We start from the raw sequence: 18,316 nt of genomic DNA on the forward strand, positions 1-18,316 counted from the left end.
AATATTGGATTGGAAATTGAAAGGGGAACGCAAACGTTCCCCTTTTTTAATTCTTTGCGATTACAGCTTAGCTGCGATCATGTCTTCTAGTTTGCCTTGGTCAACGGCGAAGTTACGGATACCTTCTGCAACTTTCTCAACTGCCATTGCGTCTAGGTTGTGCTCCCATAGGAACTCAGCGTGAGTCATTGGAGCAGGGCGCTCTTTAGAGCCTTTAGAGTCAACTAGCTTCTCTACCACTTCACCTTCAGCTGCTTCTAGTTCAGCTAGAAGAGCAGGAGCGATAGTTAGACGGTCACAACCAGCAAGTTCTAGAATCTCGCCAATGTTACGGAAGCTTGCGCCCATAACAACCGTGTTGTAGCCGTAGTCTTTGTAGTAGTTGTAGATGTCAGTTACCGAGATTACACCTGGATCTTCTGAAGCTTCAAAGTCACGACCTTCTTTCGCTTTGTACCAGTCCATGATACGACCAACGAATGGCGAGATTAGGAATACACCGGCTTCAGCACAAGCACGAGCCTGAGCGAATGAGAACAGAAGCGTTAGGTTACAGTTGATGCCTTCTTTCTCTAGGATTTCAGCAGCGCGGATACCTTCCCAAGTAGAAGCCAGTTTGATTAGGATGCGATCGTTAGTGATACCAGCATCGTTGTACATTTTTACTAGCTGACGTGCTTTAGCAACGCTGCCTTCAGTGTCGTAAGAAAGACGAGCATCAACTTCAGTAGAGATACGGCCTGGGATTGTTTTCAGGATTTCTTTACCGATGTTTACTGCAAGCATGTCACAAGTGTCTTGAACCTGTTGTGCTTTATCAGAGCTTTGCGCTTTAGCGTATTCAATTGAAGCATCGATAAGCGGAGCGTATTCTGCGATTTGAGCCGCTTTAAGAATCAGAGAAGGGTTAGTTGTTGCGTCTTCTGGCTGGTACTTTTTGATTGCATCAATTTCACCAGTGTCTGCTACTACAGTCGTTAGTTTACGAAGTTGCTCTAACTTGTTGCTCATTTCGATCATCCTATTTAATAAGCCATCATATCTAAAGTAGATATGAGTTGTGCATTTGCAAGCGTGGTAACTAATTTGCTCAAGGAGACATCAACCCTTGAAAATCAGTTAGCCCGAAAATTTTCACCGTCTAAGCAATTGTAATGAACATATGCTCTGACGTTGAGTAAATGATGGCTCCATATTTAACTCATTCAGGCTTAATGTCAATTGCTCAGATGAGGTTATAGTGACATTCATCAACTATTTTTTCGTCCCTCTATCGCTGGTGAGCTATTTAAACGTTTGGCTAGGTGCAGTAAGGGTTGGTGGTGTTCTAGTCTGTATGCATTTTACTCTGAGAAAATGTAATCATAGTGAGCAAATGATAGAGTTTTTTTGCGTTATGACATATGCTACACCCTTGAACATTTGTTCTATCCAGCTCTTTATGTAGGAATGCAGCAGTTATGAGTAAGGTGCAAAACGAAATTTCAGACGACAATACCGATCTACTGACGGAGATTTCTGTTTCATATTACCAAGATGGCGCGACGCAAGAAGAGATCTCTAAAAAGTTCTCTGTTTCTCGTGCCAAAGTAGGGCGGATGCTAAAACAAGCCCGTGATGAGGGTATTGTTGAGATCACAGTTAAATATCACCCAGTCTTCAGCGCCAAGATAGAGCAGAGGCTAATTGAACGATTTGGTGTCAAACGAGCATTGGTTGCACTCGATCAACCGAGTGAAGAGCAACAGCGCTTGCAGGTTGCAGGTCTCGTATCTAAATATATGGCAGGTACATTGCAAAACGGAACAGTGGTCACCGTTGGTCAAGGACGAAATGTTTCAGCTGTCGCGCATCATATGGGGGTGATTCCTCAACGTGACGTTAAGTTTGTATGTGGAATCGGTGGTATTCACCCTCGTGGGGGGATGTTTAATGCTGACCATATATGTCGCCAGTTTGCTAAGACTTATGGCGGAACTTCTGAAACTCTTTACGCCCCAGCTTATGCCGAGAACCGAGAACAAAAGCTCGCTTTCATGCAGAACGCGACTGTAAAACAAACCCTCGATTTAGCACGTAAAGCGGATGTAGCTTTGGTGGGCATCGGCGATATGAGTGAAAACAGTTATATGGTCGACCTTGGCTGGTTCACCGCAGGAGAAGTGGTTCAATCACGCATGCTTCAAGGCGTAGTAGGGGATTTTGCTGGTTACGATTTTTTTGATATTCACGGTGGTACCGCAAAAACAGTCATGAGTGACCGTGTCATAGGGCTCAGCATTGAAGAGTTCAGACCGATTTCAGAGGTTATTGCTATTGCTGCTGAAAACAGTAAACCCTTGGCTTTGCTTGGCGCATTGAGAACAGGGGTTATTGATGTGATTGCAACCAGTGTCAGTAACGCGCTTACGGTTCTTAACTTAGACGAGCAAATGAAATAAAAGAGGGCAGCATTACGCTGCCTTCTTTTTTAATTGTGCAATGAGAGTCTCGACGCTTAAAGGCTTATTGTAGTAATAGCCTTGCATGATGTGTGCGCCTAATAGACTGATTGCATGGACCTGATCTTTCTCTTCCACCCCTTCTGCGACAACTCGTACACCTAGGCTGCGTCCAATACTAAGAATGCTTTTTACCAGAGCGTAACACTTATCATCTTCAAGCAGATTACGAATGAAAGCTCGATCTACTTTGAGCTCATCAACGGGTAGTCGGTGCAGCATGTGTAAAGAGGAGTAACCAGTACCAAAGTCATCAAGAGATAGTTCGAATCCTATTTTTTTCAATGCCTTACACTTGGACATAACAGCAGATATATTCGTAATAAGAACACTTTCGGTAAGTTCAAGCGTTACTGAACTAGGCTCAAGGCCAAACTCTTTTGTTGTCTTAGTCAGTTGGCTAATGAAATCGACATCCATAAATTGAATTACAGAGATATTGATCGATGTTTGTAACTTTCTGTGCGTCTGAATTTGAATCTTCTTAGACTCTTGAAGCGAGCGTCTTAGAAGTACTTTACCAAGTTGAGGCATTAATCCAGAGCTTTCGGCTACACTGATGAACCGCTCAGGATTTACGATACCGAGCTCTTCGTCATGCCAACGTGCTAAAGCTTCCATCCCCCAGATTACACCGTCTTGATATTGTGGTTGGAAATCAATATGTAATCCGTCGTTGTTTAAGGCGACGCGAAGTCTTTGCTCGATTTTCGCTTCCATTTGGTATTCATTTGCCATTTCTGGTGTGAATACACAGTACGTATCTCGATTCCCTTTTGCTTTCAGGGCTGCGATGTCCGCTAGGCTTTTAATTGTATCGATATTGTCAGAGTGTTGGGGATACAAAGAAACCCCGATACTTGCCGTCAGTACATACTGAGTGGTTTCGAGCTGATATGGTTGAGATATCTTACTTAGCAACTCTTGGCAATACTGTTCGATGTTTGACACGCTATCTTGTTCGCATATAAGTAAGAACTCATCACCAGCTTCTCTAGCGAAAAGACTTCCTTTGGGTTTCATTTTGTTAATGCGTTTCGCCAGTTCGACAAGCAACTTGTCGCCGTTAGAGTGACCATAAGTATCGTTGAGTACTTTAAACTTATCGAGATCGATGTAGAGCAGGGCAAACGCTTTATTCTTCCATTGATGCTTTTTACGTTGGAGGAAATATCGGTTGGGTAACCCTGTTAAAAAGTCATGATTTGCTTGATAGTGTAGCTCTTTTCGGCGAGATCTATCTGACTCATGAATGCGTTTGATCAAGACAAAGATAAACCACTGTAAGCCACAAAATACCAGCATGATCGTCACAAACGATGGAAGGAATTGAGTGAAAATATGGTTTTGATTGACTTTAGATACGACCCATAAACCATGGCCTGGTATGTATTGGGTTACACCAACGAAGACGTCACTTAAATGGTTGATATAGAAAGACTGAGTCTTTCCGGTCAACATTAGAGAATCAATATTGGCAACTTGATTGAGTGATTTAGCAAGCTCTGAATGGTTAGTAAAGTCAACTTTTTGCTCGTAACTCCCTGCGGTTGGCGGAAGTATAATTTGCGGGTAACCATCATCGCGGACGACTTCAAACGTATTGTGTTCGCCAAGAAGAAGAGAATCATTGATTAGACCCGTGTTATTAAGAGATACCGCCCCTGTAATTACCGCAACAGGCTCATTGTTCTTATCTCTTATTGCTTTACGAAAAGGAATAAAGTCTGATTTTAGGTTTTGACTATAGTAGGTACGCCCGATAACCAGTTGTTCAGAGCTGAGTGTTTCTACGAAGTTTGCCCAAAGCCTAGGTGTTCTCAACTGGTCCAGGTAGGCCAGAGACTTTAAGTTGCTACTCGATGCTAGGGAAAAGCCATTCTTATCCATTAAACGAATCGCTGAAATGTCGCCATAGTCACTGATTAAAGCGTCGAACATCTTGATTGTTGTTTGAATAGGTTCGTTATTTTCAATGTTGCGTAACGCTTGTTTACCTGCAACATCAAGAATTTTAGCTTCGTTAGTTAGTAATGAGACTAATGAGTTAGAAAACAGCTCAACTTGTGTTGTTTGTGTCCTGATGGTCCCTTCGACAGTCGAAAGCCATATATTGCGAATAATAAACACCAGCAGTAAGACACTGATTGCGACAACGGCTTTGTGTAATGTCCATATTGTTTTAGGTCGATTATTCATATTACTCCCAGTCTACCTAATCGGTATGAAATCAAGTATATGGTCATAATTCAATATTTACAATATAGCGTCCCAAATATTAAGTGTGGTGGTTTAAAAGCGTCGTGTAAACGTGCGAGATTGGTAAATGAAATGACAGAAAGTAAGACCTAGGCAACAGGGGGATATACACCTAGGTCGTAGTTAATCACTCTATAGGTAATTGATCATTTGCACCCCATTCAGTCCAAGAACCGTCGTAAACACTTAGGTTATCGAATCCTGCAATATCAGCAGCTAATAATACGATACAGGCGGTTACCCCAGAGCCACAGCTAAATATGGTTTGATGCATTTCACTCGATAACACTGCAGATAATATTCGTTTTAGTTCATCAGCAGGCTTAAGTTTGTGGGTGTCCATTAGTTCTGCGAAAGGTTGGCATACTGAATTAGGAATGTGACCACTACGAATGCCGGCACGAGGTTCAGGTACTTCCGCATTGAAACGAGCGCGAGAGCGAGCATCAACGGTTAGGCTGTGCTCATTTTCAATCTGGTTTAATACATAGTCAGCAGACACGAAAAACTCTTCATCCAAGCGCCCGCTAAAGTTTCCTTTCTGTTTCGTTTGTTCATACGTCTGAACGAGATCTAAATCAGAGAGCTTCCATTCCGTTAATCCGCCATCAAGAATGTATACCTTTTTGTGTCCCATCGCTCTGAACATCCACCAAGCACGCGGTGAGGCAAACGTCCCGCTATTGTCATAAACCACGACAGTAGAGTCATTGTTGATACCCAGTGATTGAGCGAGGTCATTGAATCGCTGCTCAGATGGCATCATGTGTGGCAAGGAGTTGTTAGGGTCGCAAAAGTCTTTGTCGTAATCGAATCGGAGGGTATTTGGGATCAGATTAATTTTATCTTTTTCTACTTCACCAGGGATTTGAAAGTCGATGCTGGCGTCGAGGATGACTAAGTTTGAATTAGAATGGATTTGTTCGTTTAGCCATTGTGGCGTGACGAGAGGGAACATCACTACTCCTTGTGTCTATTTGATATGTTATATGTTCAGTATTAACAGTTAGGACTAGTCGCAAGAAATGAATTGAAAGCTAGTCGTTGTTTCCAGGCTACGTGTATTACCTAATAGTTGAACGTTTTTCCCAACTTCACAATGGATTGAGATCGGAATAGACACTCTAAACACATCGGATTTTGAAGTTTGGACAGAAAGATATTTACGATGTCCGTCAAGTGATTGCGTTAATGTAGATGCGAGAACCACGCCTGTTGTTTCGATATTGTCTTTTGGTTGAGGTAATACTGAATTAACAGCGATTAGTATAAGGATAGCAATCCCTAAATATAGTAGGTACGTACTTGGGTTGTTCATATGCATTATCGAGAGCAATCACTCCCTGTGCCATCTAGCAAGCTCGAAAGGTATTCATCAGTGAATGGCACTATATTCGCAATGACCTTCGAAGCCAGTATTTCGTCGGCGTTGGCTTTGATTTGTACATAACGATAGTGTTTACCATACACCTTAACACCCCCATAGGGTTCTTGGTTACCTTTGGTGAGAACGGTGCATTCGACGTTTGAGTTGTATAAATTATAACCTTCTTGGTCGTGCAAGTTTGCATACAAATGTTTGATATTCTGGTTTTGTTTAAGCAGCTCAATTAGCGACAAAATTGCAACCATTCTAGGAGGTATTAAAGAACAATACATTGAGACTAAATAGAGGGCGAGATCAAGGTCAGGTCGCCTTTCTTCATTTACAAATGGGCACTCTTCTAGTTTGTTAGGGTTAAGGAGCACAGAGGGAGTATCAATTTCGACGTAGCCGTAGATCATGTGCCCGACCAGTTTATTGTCGCCATCGACGAAGACATTAACATGGAGGTTATCATTAAGCAGGGCAGATGGCTCTAAGTTCTGTTGTAAGTAATCGGTGTGGAAGGTAACAATTTGTTGATGTAGATCTTCTTTGTCTTTAAGAGAGATATCTTGGTACGCAGTAAAGTCCGCTGAGCTTTTTGAATACGGATCTTTTGTTCGGCTATGAACGTAGTCGAGAACTTGGCGTTTCTTTTCTGGGGCATTAGCTTCGGGGTCAATCAGCGACGTAGAGTCTGCCCCTAATATTCTTGCAACCAGTAACTGTTTACTCAATTTAGGCTTAGTCACCCCCCTTTCCCATCGGCTATAAGTCGTTAAGTCTAACTTCGAGAGCGATTCGTCTGAACTAATAAGTGTGTCGAGCGCTTCTTGCTGAGTGATTTGCTTGTCATTTCTTACAGCTTGAAGGCACTTGGCGAAACTGATCGTCATGCTAAATTTCCCTATATCCCATGTGCATAGTACCAATATACACCCAATATCGGTCAGATGTTAATTTCGATTATCAATTTAATTTCGTACTCATCGAGCATTTTGAAAAATCGCTTTTTAAAAATGCCCAATATTTGACTTCGCGATTTATCCATAATTCACCGCATCCGCTACCGAGGGGAAAAAAGAAAGCTCTCGGGCTCGGGTGATAATTAAATTCTTAAGTCAAGATATAGGAAAGTAAAATGACAAACTTCAAGAAAAGCGCTCTAGCTTCACTATTCGTTTTCGGCCTAGCAGCGAGTGCTGTAGCAAATGCATCATCAAATGCGACAGTCATTTGGAGCGGTACAGTACCAGTGACTAACGCTTCAGCCTCTATGGTTATTACTGGTCTTGCAGGCGACCTGACAGCGCTCAACGGTACTATTACTCCAGGCACAGACGGTGTGTTCGAGTCTGACGCAATCGTTCTTGAGTCACACATCAACGACAACAACGATCCAGCAAACCCAACTGTAGGTTTACTAGCACCAGCTAACTGGACTCTTGTTGATGCGACAGTAACGTTCGATGGTTCAGCGAACCCAGCCCAGGCTGTTGAAGTGGACGTAAACGGTGCTCCTCTTGCAATTGGCGACCAAGTACAGAATGTAGAAACTATCTCCGCTAAAATTAGCCAGACTGTGGCACTTCCAGAAGCTGAAGTAGGTGGTGCAACTGTAGAGGCAACATTAACTGTAATGGCTGACCTAGTTTAATTATATAGTTCAATTAGGGCCTTCATTTTAGCAGGGCCCTTATTTTTGGTGGCCAAAAATGAATAAAATCTATTTGCTATTGGCACTGATTAGTTTAAGTGCTCATGCAGAGCATAAAGTGATTAATATATCGACATCAATCGACGTAAATAACTTATATGCCAACTCTATAAACTCATTGGTATTTGAGCCGTCAAGGTTGGAACTAGAGGTGAGTGCCGATAAAACGAGATTTAAAACAACCAGTTCCACATTGAAAGTGGAAACAAGTATCCCGAAAGAAGTGAATAATATAGCGTACGTTGCTGGTTTAATTAGAAATGATACAACATGTAAAGATTATTCTGGATTTGAAAGTTCTCAACCTGATTTTGTGTCTGTCAGCATCGATAGTCAGCCTCTTGAGGTCGGTGAAAGTTTGACATTTGCAGACTTTCAGTTTGATGACGGTTTTAATAAATACAGTGAACATGAAGTAAAGCTGGAGTTCGCATCTTTTAGTTCAATCACCACAACAAGCCAACCGGAGGGATGTAATGGTGAGATAGAGTTTAATATTGAGGTAGAAATATAATGTCCAACCGCAGTACCACTTTGCTTTTTTTATTTGCATGTTTGCCATTACTTTCTGACTTTGCATATGGCCAACAGATACCTGAAGGTTTTGAGGAACTTTTTGAACAATCGAACGAACCAATTCGTCTAAGAAATCTTGATGGTACCTTCAGCTCTCCTATCAATATGGTTGTGTCTTTTGAAACAATTAAGCTCGATGGAACGAACCAAGATTCAATTAATTCCTTCAAACAGTACTTAGAAAAAAATGCGATTTCTAGAGAATTTCAACAAAAAATTCTGGATGATTTATTGATTGGCCTGGATGACAGAAATTTGTGCCTTGGAAATATTTCGGAATGTCAGATTTATCCAGAAACGTACGAGTTGGTACACAACTATAATGACAAAGAACTGTATTTATTCGTAGCTCCAGAAGTTCTATCTTATCAAAGTCGCAGTAGCGCCAATAAATACCATAATGCAGAAAGCAAAAATAATGGTCTCATAAACTCATTCGATCTATTTGTGAGCGCATATGAAGAGCAAGACTCTCTTGTTTCACTCAACGATGATACGATTTTAGGCCTTCCTTATGGTTACTTGAAAAGTGACGTGAACGTTACCAATAGTGATTCTGGGTCGGAAGTCTATGAAGCCGCTTATCATCTAGACGTAGACGCGTACTCAATAAAAGCGGGTCACTTTGAATTTGAACCAGAAGTGAACTCGACTGATTTTCTTAATAATACGGCTAGATTAAGTCAAAACTCGATCCTATTCGGATCATCAGAGAAGTTACTTGTTGGTGGTGTTAATAGCGACAAAATGTTGAATTTCTATGTACCTACAAGTGGCAGTGTTCAAGTTTTTCGTGATGACCGATTAATCTACCAGAATAACGTGTCTGAAGGCCAAAATAGTATTTCTTACAACGAGTTACCTAGGGGGCGTTACGAAGCGAGATTGGAAGTGTCAAGTGGGGGGGAAGTTATAAACTCTCAAGTATACCAGGTGTATAACTCCAACAGCGATTCACTGGCCGAAGGGGAGTTAGACTACGTGTTTTCTGCCGGAATGTTCGCTGATAGCAATTTCCAGAATGAATCCGATATTGTGTCGGTAGAAAATGATCCATATGCCAAGTTTCTAGCAAATTATCAGGTAAACCGTTCTTTTCAAATCGGTATTGGCGGCTTAGTGTCAGACCTTGGTAGCATGAAAACCGTTGGCGGCGCGTATAACCTAATAGACTTAAACCTGACGGCAGAAGCGGTTTACAGTCAGTTTGATAATGCGAGTATTGTTACAGCGAACCTGGGTGTACCGTATGTAAACGTTTCTTATGAAGAATTGAACAATAAAAATGGAGATCCAGTCGCCTCATTTATGTATGGACACGCTGACTATGCTCGCTTGTCAATCAACTCCTCTTATAGTTTTGATCGAGGGCAATCAATTTACGCTGTGTACTCCTTGAACAATGATACCTCTCTAACGGGTATTAATGCAGGAGAAGAACAAGAGTCGCAATTTGTTTCTGTTGGGTACAGTACGCCTACAATATTAGACTCTCGACTCAACTTAAATGTCGACTATACCGACGCGACGAATGAAACGTCACTGAGCCTATTGTGGACGGTTCCTCTCTCTGAGGCTGTCGATGCGATCACAGGTGTGACGTCATCCGATACTGCGATCAGTCAATTTAAGACAACAGTAAGGCGAAGCGACCTGATTGATTCGGATTCATTCAATACATCATTGGAAGTCAGTAATACGTATGATCGTGGACAAAACGATATGTACCAAGACGCTCTATTGTCCGCAGACGGAAGTAACGAATACGCCAATATGAATGGTTCTATTAGTCTTTCGACCAATAGTGGTTCAGGCATCAACGCAAGCTTGTCGAGCTCTCAAGTTGCGACTAAATCAGGCATATATGTGACTAATCGTAAAGCGCCTGCTTATACCTTGATCGACATTGACGAAAAAGAATCAGAAGATCGTATGGGGGAAGAGAAAGGATATTTTGCATTAAAGAAGCAGGGCAAAGACAACAGTCAATTCATCGTCTATGAAGATCAAACAATAGTGCCTTTGCAAGACTACAGTGCATACAGTGCGACTTTTGACTCAGAAAGTGTAGACCTGTTTAACTCTGGAGATTCTGAAGTGGATCTATTCAGTCATCCTGGTTCTGTTGCGACTTTGGCGCCCAAAATCAGTCGTGTTGTCTCATTTATAACGTCATTTAATGACATCGCTGAAAAACCAATCAGTTCGATTGAATGTACCGGTGAAGGGTGTTTAGAAGTGAATGAAATGACGGATGGTGTATACCGAGTCACTGTACTTGAAGGACTTAATTTCGAACTAACGTCTAAGAATAGCCAATGCTTATTGCCATATAAGTTCACATCAACAAATCAGCTTAACTTTGGCCAGAACTACTGCTTGCCAATAGCGGATAGTCAACAGATGCACACGGTTAAGATTGAAGATGAGACCTTACATGCTTACTACTTGGGTGCTTATCAAACGTCTGATGAGCTAACAAAAGCGGTAATAAAACTTGAGTCTCTTGGCTACAAGTTGATTCAAAAATCGGTCGGTGAATTTAAAGCAATCTATATTGCTCGAACAGATGAAAAACTGCCTGAGGTTATCGCTCTACATCAAAAAGAAATCGCAAACTTTAAATTATTAGCAAAACGTCTTAACCAAGCAAATAGTGTTAGCTACCCGCTGGCGAGAGTTTATTGAGGTATCCAGTATGAAAAATAGACAACGATTCGCGATGATACTCTTGTCGCTATCCTACGCCGCTAGCCCATCGGTAAGTGCTTTTACGGTAGACAAAATGATCGTTATTGCCGATAAAAAGGGTAATGGGACAATCACACTCGCTAATGATGAAGACAAACACATCTTCATCAGTTCAACGGTAGAAGAGCTCTCAATCACCAACGGTGACCAGATACATAAAAAAGAGTACACCAGAGACAACTTAGAATCGTGGAAAATGTCGTTGACTCACCAAAAGCTTGCCCTAAAGCCGAGTGAAGAAAAAACGATAGGCTTGAGAAACTTGTGCCATACCACCAACTGTAATACTGATAAGGATACGATGTTTTTAGTGTCCTTTTATCCAAGTCGCTATGGTGAGACGGAACAAGTATCTGCTGTTGAAATTAATTACGGTTTTGCGCCAGTTTTTGTTATTCCCACACCATTACCTGAGTACAAATATCAGATCAAGAACCTTGGTGACAAGCTAAGAGTGAGGAATGACAGCAATACGTTGTTAAATGTTCATGCTGACGCATGCAGCTCTGAAAATAAAACCCTCTGTACGCAGAAGTTTGTAGTGTTGGCGGGTCGAGAAAAAACTTTTCGACTGACAGAAACAATGCGAGCAAATGAACTCGATGTTGCCGTCTATTCATATGATCGAAGCTACTTCAAAACGCAAGTAGTACAGGTAGGAAATAAAGATGAATAAAGCGTTTTTAACTCTGCTTCTTTGGAGTGTTTTCCAATCCAGTAATGTCTTTGCAGGAATTGAAATAAAAGGCACGGTTAAAAGTGGCGATATTCAGTGGGATAATGTCACTTACTCAGAGAGCCGATTGGCTCCGAGTACTTGGTCGACCCCACCGTTATTACAAGCTTCTGATGCATGGGTACCGGGCACATTTGCAAGTAGCCCTGCTAAATCAGTGACGTTCTTTGGTGGTACTGGAGAGGTTACCGCGCCCGTTTCTATCGACATCGCCGGTATGCAATACAATACCGCTGGCATGTCATTTGCGATCTCGTCTAGTTCAATAGCGAGCGGGTGTACAGTTGACAAAATTAACCTGCCAGTCGCAACTGTTGAAGGGGCTAGCTGTATTTCATCATACAAACTCGTGAATGCGAAGAAAACACAGCCGTTCGTTTTCTATAGACCACTTTTTAACGTCGATACGGCATCGTTAACTTCTGCATTGTCAGGGCGCTCTGAAGGAGTGTATTCCGCAAGTGTGCCAGTGGTGATTCGATATTACTACGAAAACAACGGCATCATGACTTATCGAAATATAAATGAGACCGTGATTTTTGTTATTGATTACCAACCTGTACAACTTGATAACGTGACAGTGATCGGTGACGGAACTATGGTGCCGAATTATGACACCACAAATACTCGAGTCACTTCTGATACTCGCTTCGATATCACGGCCACAGGCTATTTTAACAATGGATTAGCGCTAACGTTATCCAATCCTGATTATGAGTTAGTCAATTCTACGGATCCAAGCATCACTATTCCATATACGATCAATTGTCCGCAGTGCAGTGAGCTCGAGCTTGTAAGAGATGGTGTGCTCATGAACGAGAAGACTGATATTGCGCGAGGGATTGGTGTTCAAACTAGTATCAATTTCAATTTAGATTTTAGCTATGACGTAGATGGTAGAAACATTGTTAGTGGAGACTATTCAGACAGCGTAACTATCATTTTGGAACCGGGAATATAATGAAGAAAACAGTTTATTTAATTACGGCTTTCTTAGTCGCTCCTTGTACATTGGCCCAAACAATAGCAACCCCGATTGACTTGCGCGGAGGACTTGCCTTCTCAGTGGTTGATACCAATAAAGTGGAGAAGGAAGGCTTAGGTTATAGCATTGGCGCAGGCTATCACGTTAATAAAAATGTGAGATTTCAACTGAGCTATGCTGACTACGGCTCTTTAGGGGGAGAAAACCTAGGCGTTAAGTTTACTCATCTGGATATAAATGGTGTACTGCCGTTGAGTGATTATGCTTCTATCTATATAGGGGGAGGCGGTTCATACTCAGCCAATGACACTGATCTAACGGCCAATATTGGACTGGATTATACCATTGACAAGAATTGGAGCGTCGACGTTTCTTACCGAGGTATTTTTGACGCAGGAGTATCTCAACAAGATCTGTATGCGTTCAACACAATGATCGTTTACCGCTTCACTGAAGAGGTCGCAGATACAGAGCCAAGAGTTGAATTGCGCCCAATCGAGCAAAAATCGCCCGTGGTCACGCCGCCTATAGTGGAAAAATCGTCACTGGAAAAGGTTGTTGAACCGAACCGTCCGCTCGTTTCTCACGAAACGCAGTGTGAGTCTGGTATTACTCAGTATCGACTCAAAGATGGCGAATATCTTAACTTGATTGCAAGAAGGCACGATATTTCATTAAACGAGCTTATCAATATCAACGTTTGTCCGGCAGGAATCTTGACTTCGTGTATCCAGGAGAAAAAATTTTCGTTCCACTGATTCGCTGTAAATAATACCTCCCTTCATACTCGCAGCAACACTACTAGCTATCTAGTAGTTTTTTTTGTGCATATTGAAAGTTTGAAAATTAAGTATGCCCAATCAACTTACGACTTCAGTGAATATAATAGTCTCTTAAGGAACACCTCACAGTATTTATAGGGAGAATAAGCACTGTTATTACGAGTAATTTAATACAAGAGATGAAAAATGAGACTAAATAAAATAGCAACGCTAACCACTATTCTAGGCACTTTATGTCTTTCCTCAGCAGCCAATGCGTTTAACGTTGACAAAATGATTGTTGTAGCTGACGAAAAAGGCAATGGGATTGTTAATTTAATTAACGATGAAGCGCACCCTTTATTTGTCAAATCACATATTCAAGAAATCCGTATCGATAATGGCTCTGAGATAGTCAGAACTGACTATAGCCGAGAAAACTTAACCGATTGGAAGGTCTCGCTAACTAACTCAAAACTGGTGTTGAAACCAGGTGAAGAAAAGAGTGTGGGTATTCGCAGTCTGTGTCATCAGGTTTCTTGCGACAATAGTAAAGATCTGATGTTTATGCTGCCATTTACGCCAAGCCGGTACAATCCAACTGGTGAAAAACTGACCGGCGTTGAAATTAATTATGGTTTCTCTCCGCTCTATATTATCCCGACTACTGAACCTCGCTTAGATTATAAGCTCTTTAACCAAGGTGAAGAATTACGAGTCGTAAATAATAGCAATACAATGATTAATGTGTATGTCGACTCTTGTAACGACGACAATAAATCAAATTGCAAACAAAAATACTCTGTCGTTAAATCAAATTGCAAACAAAAATACTCTGTCGTATCTGGCAGGGACAAAACGTTTCCTCTCGCAAAAAATATGCAAAGTGAGCGACTTGATGTTACCGTCACCTCCTACGATAAAAAGTATTCTAACGAGATGGAACTAGATATCCAGGAATAGGTACACCAAAAATATAATTTTATCCCTTTAAATTATAAATTCTGATTAAGGTTGCTAACATTAGTAACCCTTGCCTTCAACCGACATGGCATAACTTATTTTAGCAAACTTTGAATGCCCAATACACGATTAAAGATATCCCATAAAGTCAAAATTGAACTTAGTGAAAATTTATAGGTAGGTACTATGAACCTTCTAAACAATAAGCTGCGGAGGGAAGTTCCCGTATTGTTTGCCGTCGCTGCTACGCTTACGCTTTTCGGGTGCGGTGGCGAGGGCAGTGAAAAAAGTGTCGAAAGCTCAGCTAGTGGTTCACCTAGCAGTCAAAGCGCGACGCTTTCCGCTGAAGACGCCACCTACTCAACCGGCTACGCCGAGTCATTTGAGGTTGATCTGTCGTCAAAGGTATTATCATCAACTGGTGGTGGCTTCACGCTTAGTGAAGTTGAGGTCTTGTCTAATAATGATAGCTGTCAATTGGAGAGTATGACGGCAACAGGGTTTGTAATTTTAGCATCAGATACCAAAGTGTGTGACTATCGATATCATGTGACCCCTACAACATTAGCCCCAATGAGCCGTACGGCTGAAGCGTCAGCGCCAATGGACAACAATGGTGACTCAGGAGCTTCAAGTGAAGCGATTGCGCGAGTTGCTGTTAGTAGTGCCCCAAATGAAACTGAACTCACCCCGGTGAGTGCGACTACCTTTGTTGACGAAAGTGCGTCGGTTTCGTTGAAAGCGGAGTTAGATAATGTCGGCTTCACACTGGGTGATGAGTTCGTGTTAACAGACGTTACTTTACCATTCGGTCGAGCTAGTGTGGCCGACGTTAATCCTACTGATGATCAAGTTATTGATTATACGCCACCGGCTGGTTTTACCGGTATCGACCGTATTTTATATACATTAGAAGATTCTGCAAATGGGCTGGTATTAATGGGTGTTTTGGACATGGCAGTGGGCCACGAAGCAAATTATGGGTTCTCGATACAAGCTAATCCAGAGTACGCTGATTGGGTTGAAGTGAATGATCAAGTTGATATTGACATTAGTGACTATGTGGTCTCCGAAGACGGCGATGACTATCAGGTTGTGTATGCAGATGTGTTTGATGCATCTGCTAGCGTTAAAGATCCAACAGATGTTTCAAATAAAACGATTGTGTTCTCCGCTGCAGAGTCAGGTACATATGACATAAGCTATGCAGTGAGTGATCACAATGGCACGTATGATATGGGATCTGTTCGAGTACGTGTTTTCGACCAAATAGAAGTGTGGGACGAAATTTACTATAATTTATCTACATTTAGCTCTCCGCTGACGGTCGTTGAAGCTGATGCGTTAGGTACACCCTACGATGACAGTAGTTTGTTAGAAACTCCTTATACTATGGCGCTAATGACGTTGGCGCAAGGTACTAATGCGTGTAGTGCAATGGGGGGAATATTACCGTCCGAGACCACACTACTAGATAGTAGATTCTCAAGTCGAGTGGTAGATGAAGACTGGCCTACTGGCCACGGTTATATGACTTCAGAAGGTAGCAGTGTGGACGTGCTGTCAGGAGGTTTCACTGGGTATAATACAGGTTATGTTACATGTGAATTTCTGCCGGCGTCAAAAGATTTTCAAGTTGTTTCCTCAACGAATAGTGCAACTGCAAACGATTCTGATCCAATTGAGGTAGAGGTTCTAGTGTCTGATTCTGATGGTTTCGCTGTCAGTGACGAACCTGTCGACGTGACTTCTAGTAGTAAGAATATCAACTTCGTTGATCAAGTTGTCTATACAGATGACCAAGGTAGAGCTTCATTTTCGGGAACGAGCAGCGTAGCGGAAGAAATGACGCTGACACTGAATTACAGAGACTCAACTGAGACTGTGGACGTAGAGTTTATCCCTGATGCAACGACCGCTAAAGTGACTATTGTCGACGATGATTCTGTATATGCTGTAGTCGACAACGCACCTATTCTTACAGCTGTTGTGGACGACTTTGGCAACGCAGTGACGTTTGAAAACGTTGCGTTTAGCACTAGTGACAGCATCTCTTTTACTGAAAACAACGTTTCCGTGAATGCTGACGGGGAAGCAGATAATGCTGTTCAATTCACAGGCAGCGGTATTACCGAGCTGACAGAGACTGAATATTCTGTAATGCTTGACAATGGTGACAGCCAGACAGGGACAATCACTTGGGCACCATCTGAAGATCTTCCAGTGACTGATCATCAATTCTGGGTTAATAAGGAATCTAACGGAGGTGCAGAAGGTTCTGCGGATTATAGATTTACATCTGAAGGGATTCTTATAACCAAATCGTTTTCTCCCATGTATGCACTTTATGATAAAGCTTATACTGAAGGTACCTTTTTGCTCAAGGCAGAAATAACTTCGGTTGCAGCAAATGACAATGGAAGCTTTGCCATTTATTTGCAGCAATCCCATGATGGTAGTGGCATTGATAGCGTCCCATTGACCGGTGCAAGCGACTCAGCGATTATATCGGATAAAGGCACCGGTATTGTAGTGAGTTATTATAACGCCGACAGCCTCAAAGTATATCAAGATGGGGCGCAAGTAGGAACAGTATTCAATAATCCTCCTTTATCGAGTACCAAAACCTATTTATGGTTTGAGAAAATCAATAACCAGGTTGAAATTTCGATAAATACTGTTGACGTTAAACCCTCGGTACCTTTTGCTAGTGTAAGCGCACAGTTTGGAAATGGTGTACCATATTGGTTAGCCATTTCTTCTGTTACCAACACAACTACTCACGATCGTTACTTCGAAAATATACGCATTTCGGCTTATTAATGCTGATATATAAAATTGAACAGATTTAAATTTTGTTTTCAACTCTAAACCACCTGCTCTCGTAGGTGGTTATCGTTTGGTTAGGCTTGGTTTGGCTTGTAGTTCTACCCATGTTAAATGCTCCGTTGATTTTTAGCGAAGTCGAAGAGGGGCAACATGAGTAGATACCATCAAGCATACACTTATTTTGGAGTTGTAAATATCACATAGTGTGGACGAAAAAATACCGATTTAGTATCTTGAATAATAAAGTACTTAAAGAAGTTTATTAGCGTATAAATGTTTACTGTAATCAACTTGGATGTAAAGTTGTTGATCTGAACGTCTCGGTTGACCAACTTCACTTGGTAATAAAAGTTCCACCTATGCTTTCCATATACAAATTGATGAAGGTATTAAAAGGCAATATAGCCTTAAACTCTTGAGTAAGTTTCCATATTTTCGAAAAATAAACTTTGGGGTCACCACTACTGGCAAAGGGGCTCACACAAAGCTACTTTTTAGAAGGTAGTAATTTACTTAAATAACTCGAGCTATTTTAATTCCCTTGCTCCAATCTCTTCCTCAAATGGAGCACGGACAATGAGTCAAACCGGGCTACCCATTAGAAATGTAGTCCTATTTCTTCCCTCGCATCACACTACCTGGCTTACACGTCAAACGACACCATCTTGTTTTCTTTTTTCGTAGTGTGGATTTTTGATTCGTGCTGCGTTAGCTCGATTTTACATCGCTCATTTTGTTCATTAAACGCAACCTGGTTGCTAATAGTCTGAGTAGCGCAATCTACGGTGGGTACTTGACCTGTCCAGCGAACCTTAACGCTTGCGGCGGTTGCACTGAAAGACGCAATAGAGGTAATCACGATTAAAGCTAGT

General features: G+C 41.7%; 14 protein-coding genes and 1 pseudogene. 10 read left to right on the plus strand and 5 right to left on the minus strand.

Annotated features, from left to right (window positions below; genetic code table 11):
- Positions 1-60 precede the first annotated feature (60 nt).
- A complete protein-coding gene (gene tal, locus F0231_RS09460; protein WP_171759474.1) occupies positions 61-1,011 on the minus strand; it encodes a transaldolase in 951 nt (316 codons plus the stop codon).
- 449 nt (positions 1,012-1,460) lie between these two features.
- Here tal and F0231_RS09465 point away from each other — a divergent pair, with 449 nt between their 5' ends.
- The gene (locus tag F0231_RS09465; protein WP_171759475.1) at positions 1,461-2,441 is read left to right on the plus strand and encodes a sugar-binding transcriptional regulator; all 981 of its coding nucleotides are present in this window, start codon (positions 1,461-1,463) and stop codon (positions 2,439-2,441) included.
- A gap of 12 nt (positions 2,442-2,453) precedes the next feature.
- On the opposite strand, the gene F0231_RS09470 is transcribed toward F0231_RS09465, so the two are convergent.
- The 3 genes from F0231_RS09470 to F0231_RS09480 all read right to left on the minus strand — a co-directional run bounded on the left by F0231_RS09470 (position 2,454) and on the right by F0231_RS09480 (position 7,022).
- The gene (locus F0231_RS09470; RefSeq protein WP_171759476.1) at positions 2,454-4,700 is read right to left on the minus strand and encodes an EAL domain-containing protein; all 2,247 of its coding nucleotides are present in this window, start codon (positions 4,698-4,700) and stop codon (positions 2,454-2,456) included.
- A 187-nt stretch (positions 4,701-4,887) separates the two neighbouring features.
- Positions 4,888-5,721: a rhodanese-like domain-containing protein gene (locus tag F0231_RS09475; RefSeq protein ID WP_171759477.1), complete on the minus strand. Its 834-nt coding sequence runs from the start codon at positions 5,719-5,721 to the stop codon at positions 4,888-4,890.
- A gap of 362 nt (positions 5,722-6,083) precedes the next feature.
- The gene (locus F0231_RS09480) at positions 6,084-7,022 is read right to left on the minus strand and encodes a helix-turn-helix transcriptional regulator (RefSeq protein WP_171759478.1); all 939 of its coding nucleotides are present in this window, start codon (positions 7,020-7,022) and stop codon (positions 6,084-6,086) included.
- A 245-nt stretch (positions 7,023-7,267) separates the two neighbouring features.
- On the opposite strand from F0231_RS09480, the gene F0231_RS09485 reads away from it, so the two are divergent.
- The 9 genes and pseudogenes from F0231_RS09485 to tnpA form a co-directional block, all read left to right on the plus strand.
- Positions 7,268-7,783: a hypothetical protein gene (locus F0231_RS09485; protein ID WP_171759479.1), complete on the plus strand. Its 516-nt coding sequence runs from the start codon at positions 7,268-7,270 to the stop codon at positions 7,781-7,783.
- A gap of 58 nt (positions 7,784-7,841) precedes the next feature.
- On the plus strand, positions 7,842-8,357 hold the full coding sequence (locus tag F0231_RS09490) for a hypothetical protein (protein WP_171759480.1): 516 nt from the start codon (positions 7,842-7,844) through the stop codon (positions 8,355-8,357).
- A 509-nt stretch (positions 8,358-8,866) separates the two neighbouring features.
- Complete coding sequence (locus F0231_RS09495; protein WP_367613469.1) at positions 8,867-11,107, plus strand: TcfC E-set like domain-containing protein; 2,241 nt, start codon at positions 8,867-8,869, stop codon at positions 11,105-11,107.
- Positions 11,108-11,117: 10 nt separating this feature from the next.
- Positions 11,118-11,846: a hypothetical protein gene (locus F0231_RS09500; protein WP_171759482.1), complete on the plus strand. Its 729-nt coding sequence runs from the start codon at positions 11,118-11,120 to the stop codon at positions 11,844-11,846.
- Positions 11,839-12,867, plus strand: coding sequence for a hypothetical protein (locus F0231_RS09505; RefSeq protein WP_171759483.1), 1,029 nt, complete (start codon positions 11,839-11,841; stop codon positions 12,865-12,867). The genes F0231_RS09500 and F0231_RS09505 overlap by 8 nt, the downstream gene beginning before the upstream one ends.
- On the plus strand, positions 12,867-13,649 hold the full coding sequence (locus F0231_RS09510; RefSeq protein WP_171759484.1) for a porin family protein: 783 nt from the start codon (positions 12,867-12,869) through the stop codon (positions 13,647-13,649). Before F0231_RS09505 ends, F0231_RS09510 begins: the two co-directional genes overlap by 1 nt.
- A 210-nt stretch (positions 13,650-13,859) precedes the next feature.
- Positions 13,860-14,615 carry a hypothetical protein gene (locus tag F0231_RS09515; protein WP_171759485.1) on the plus strand — a complete coding sequence of 252 codons (756 nt, stop codon included), beginning with the start codon at positions 13,860-13,862 and terminating at the stop codon, positions 14,613-14,615.
- 228 nt (positions 14,616-14,843) lie between these two features.
- Positions 14,844-17,438, plus strand: a complete 2,595-nt coding sequence (locus F0231_RS09520) for an Ig-like domain-containing protein (protein WP_171759486.1) — start codon at positions 14,844-14,846, stop codon at positions 17,436-17,438.
- 156 nt (positions 17,439-17,594) lie between these two features.
- Positions 17,595-17,921 (plus strand): annotated as a pseudogene (gene tnpA, locus F0231_RS09525) (IS200/IS605 family transposase); the annotation flags it as partial.
- A 166-nt stretch (positions 17,922-18,087) separates the two neighbouring features.
- Here the strand turns inward: tnpA and F0231_RS20840 are convergent.
- A partial coding sequence (locus F0231_RS20840) for a hypothetical protein (protein WP_216612113.1) occupies positions 18,088-18,316 on the minus strand: 229 nt, incomplete at its 5' end.

It is taken from the genome of Vibrio sp. RE86 (genome assembly GCF_013114545.1).
Taxonomy (GTDB): Bacteria; Pseudomonadota; Gammaproteobacteria; order Enterobacterales; family Vibrionaceae; genus Vibrio.

What these genes read in the sequence shown, in the direction of transcription:
- tal (WP_171759474.1), bottom strand. Translation starts at nt 1,011, where the DNA reads ATGAGCAACAAGTTAGAGCAACTTCGTAAACTAACGACTGTAGTAGCA.
- F0231_RS09490 (WP_171759480.1), top strand. Translation starts at nt 7,842, where the DNA reads ATGAATAAAATCTATTTGCTATTGGCACTGATTAGTTTAAGTGCTCAT.
- F0231_RS09470 (WP_171759476.1), bottom strand. Translation starts at nt 4,700, where the DNA reads ATGAATAATCGACCTAAAACAATATGGACATTACACAAAGCCGTTGTC.
- F0231_RS09505 (WP_171759483.1), top strand. Translation starts at nt 11,839, where the DNA reads ATGAATAAAGCGTTTTTAACTCTGCTTCTTTGGAGTGTTTTCCAATCC.
- F0231_RS09465 (WP_171759475.1), top strand. Translation starts at nt 1,461, where the DNA reads ATGAGTAAGGTGCAAAACGAAATTTCAGACGACAATACCGATCTACTG.
- F0231_RS09500 (WP_171759482.1), top strand. Translation starts at nt 11,118, where the DNA reads ATGAAAAATAGACAACGATTCGCGATGATACTCTTGTCGCTATCCTAC.
- F0231_RS09515 (WP_171759485.1), top strand. Translation starts at nt 13,860, where the DNA reads ATGAGACTAAATAAAATAGCAACGCTAACCACTATTCTAGGCACTTTA.
- F0231_RS09480 (WP_171759478.1), bottom strand. Translation starts at nt 7,022, where the DNA reads ATGACGATCAGTTTCGCCAAGTGCCTTCAAGCTGTAAGAAATGACAAG.
- F0231_RS09485 (WP_171759479.1), top strand. Translation starts at nt 7,268, where the DNA reads ATGACAAACTTCAAGAAAAGCGCTCTAGCTTCACTATTCGTTTTCGGC.
- F0231_RS09510 (WP_171759484.1), top strand. Translation starts at nt 12,867, where the DNA reads ATGAAGAAAACAGTTTATTTAATTACGGCTTTCTTAGTCGCTCCTTGT.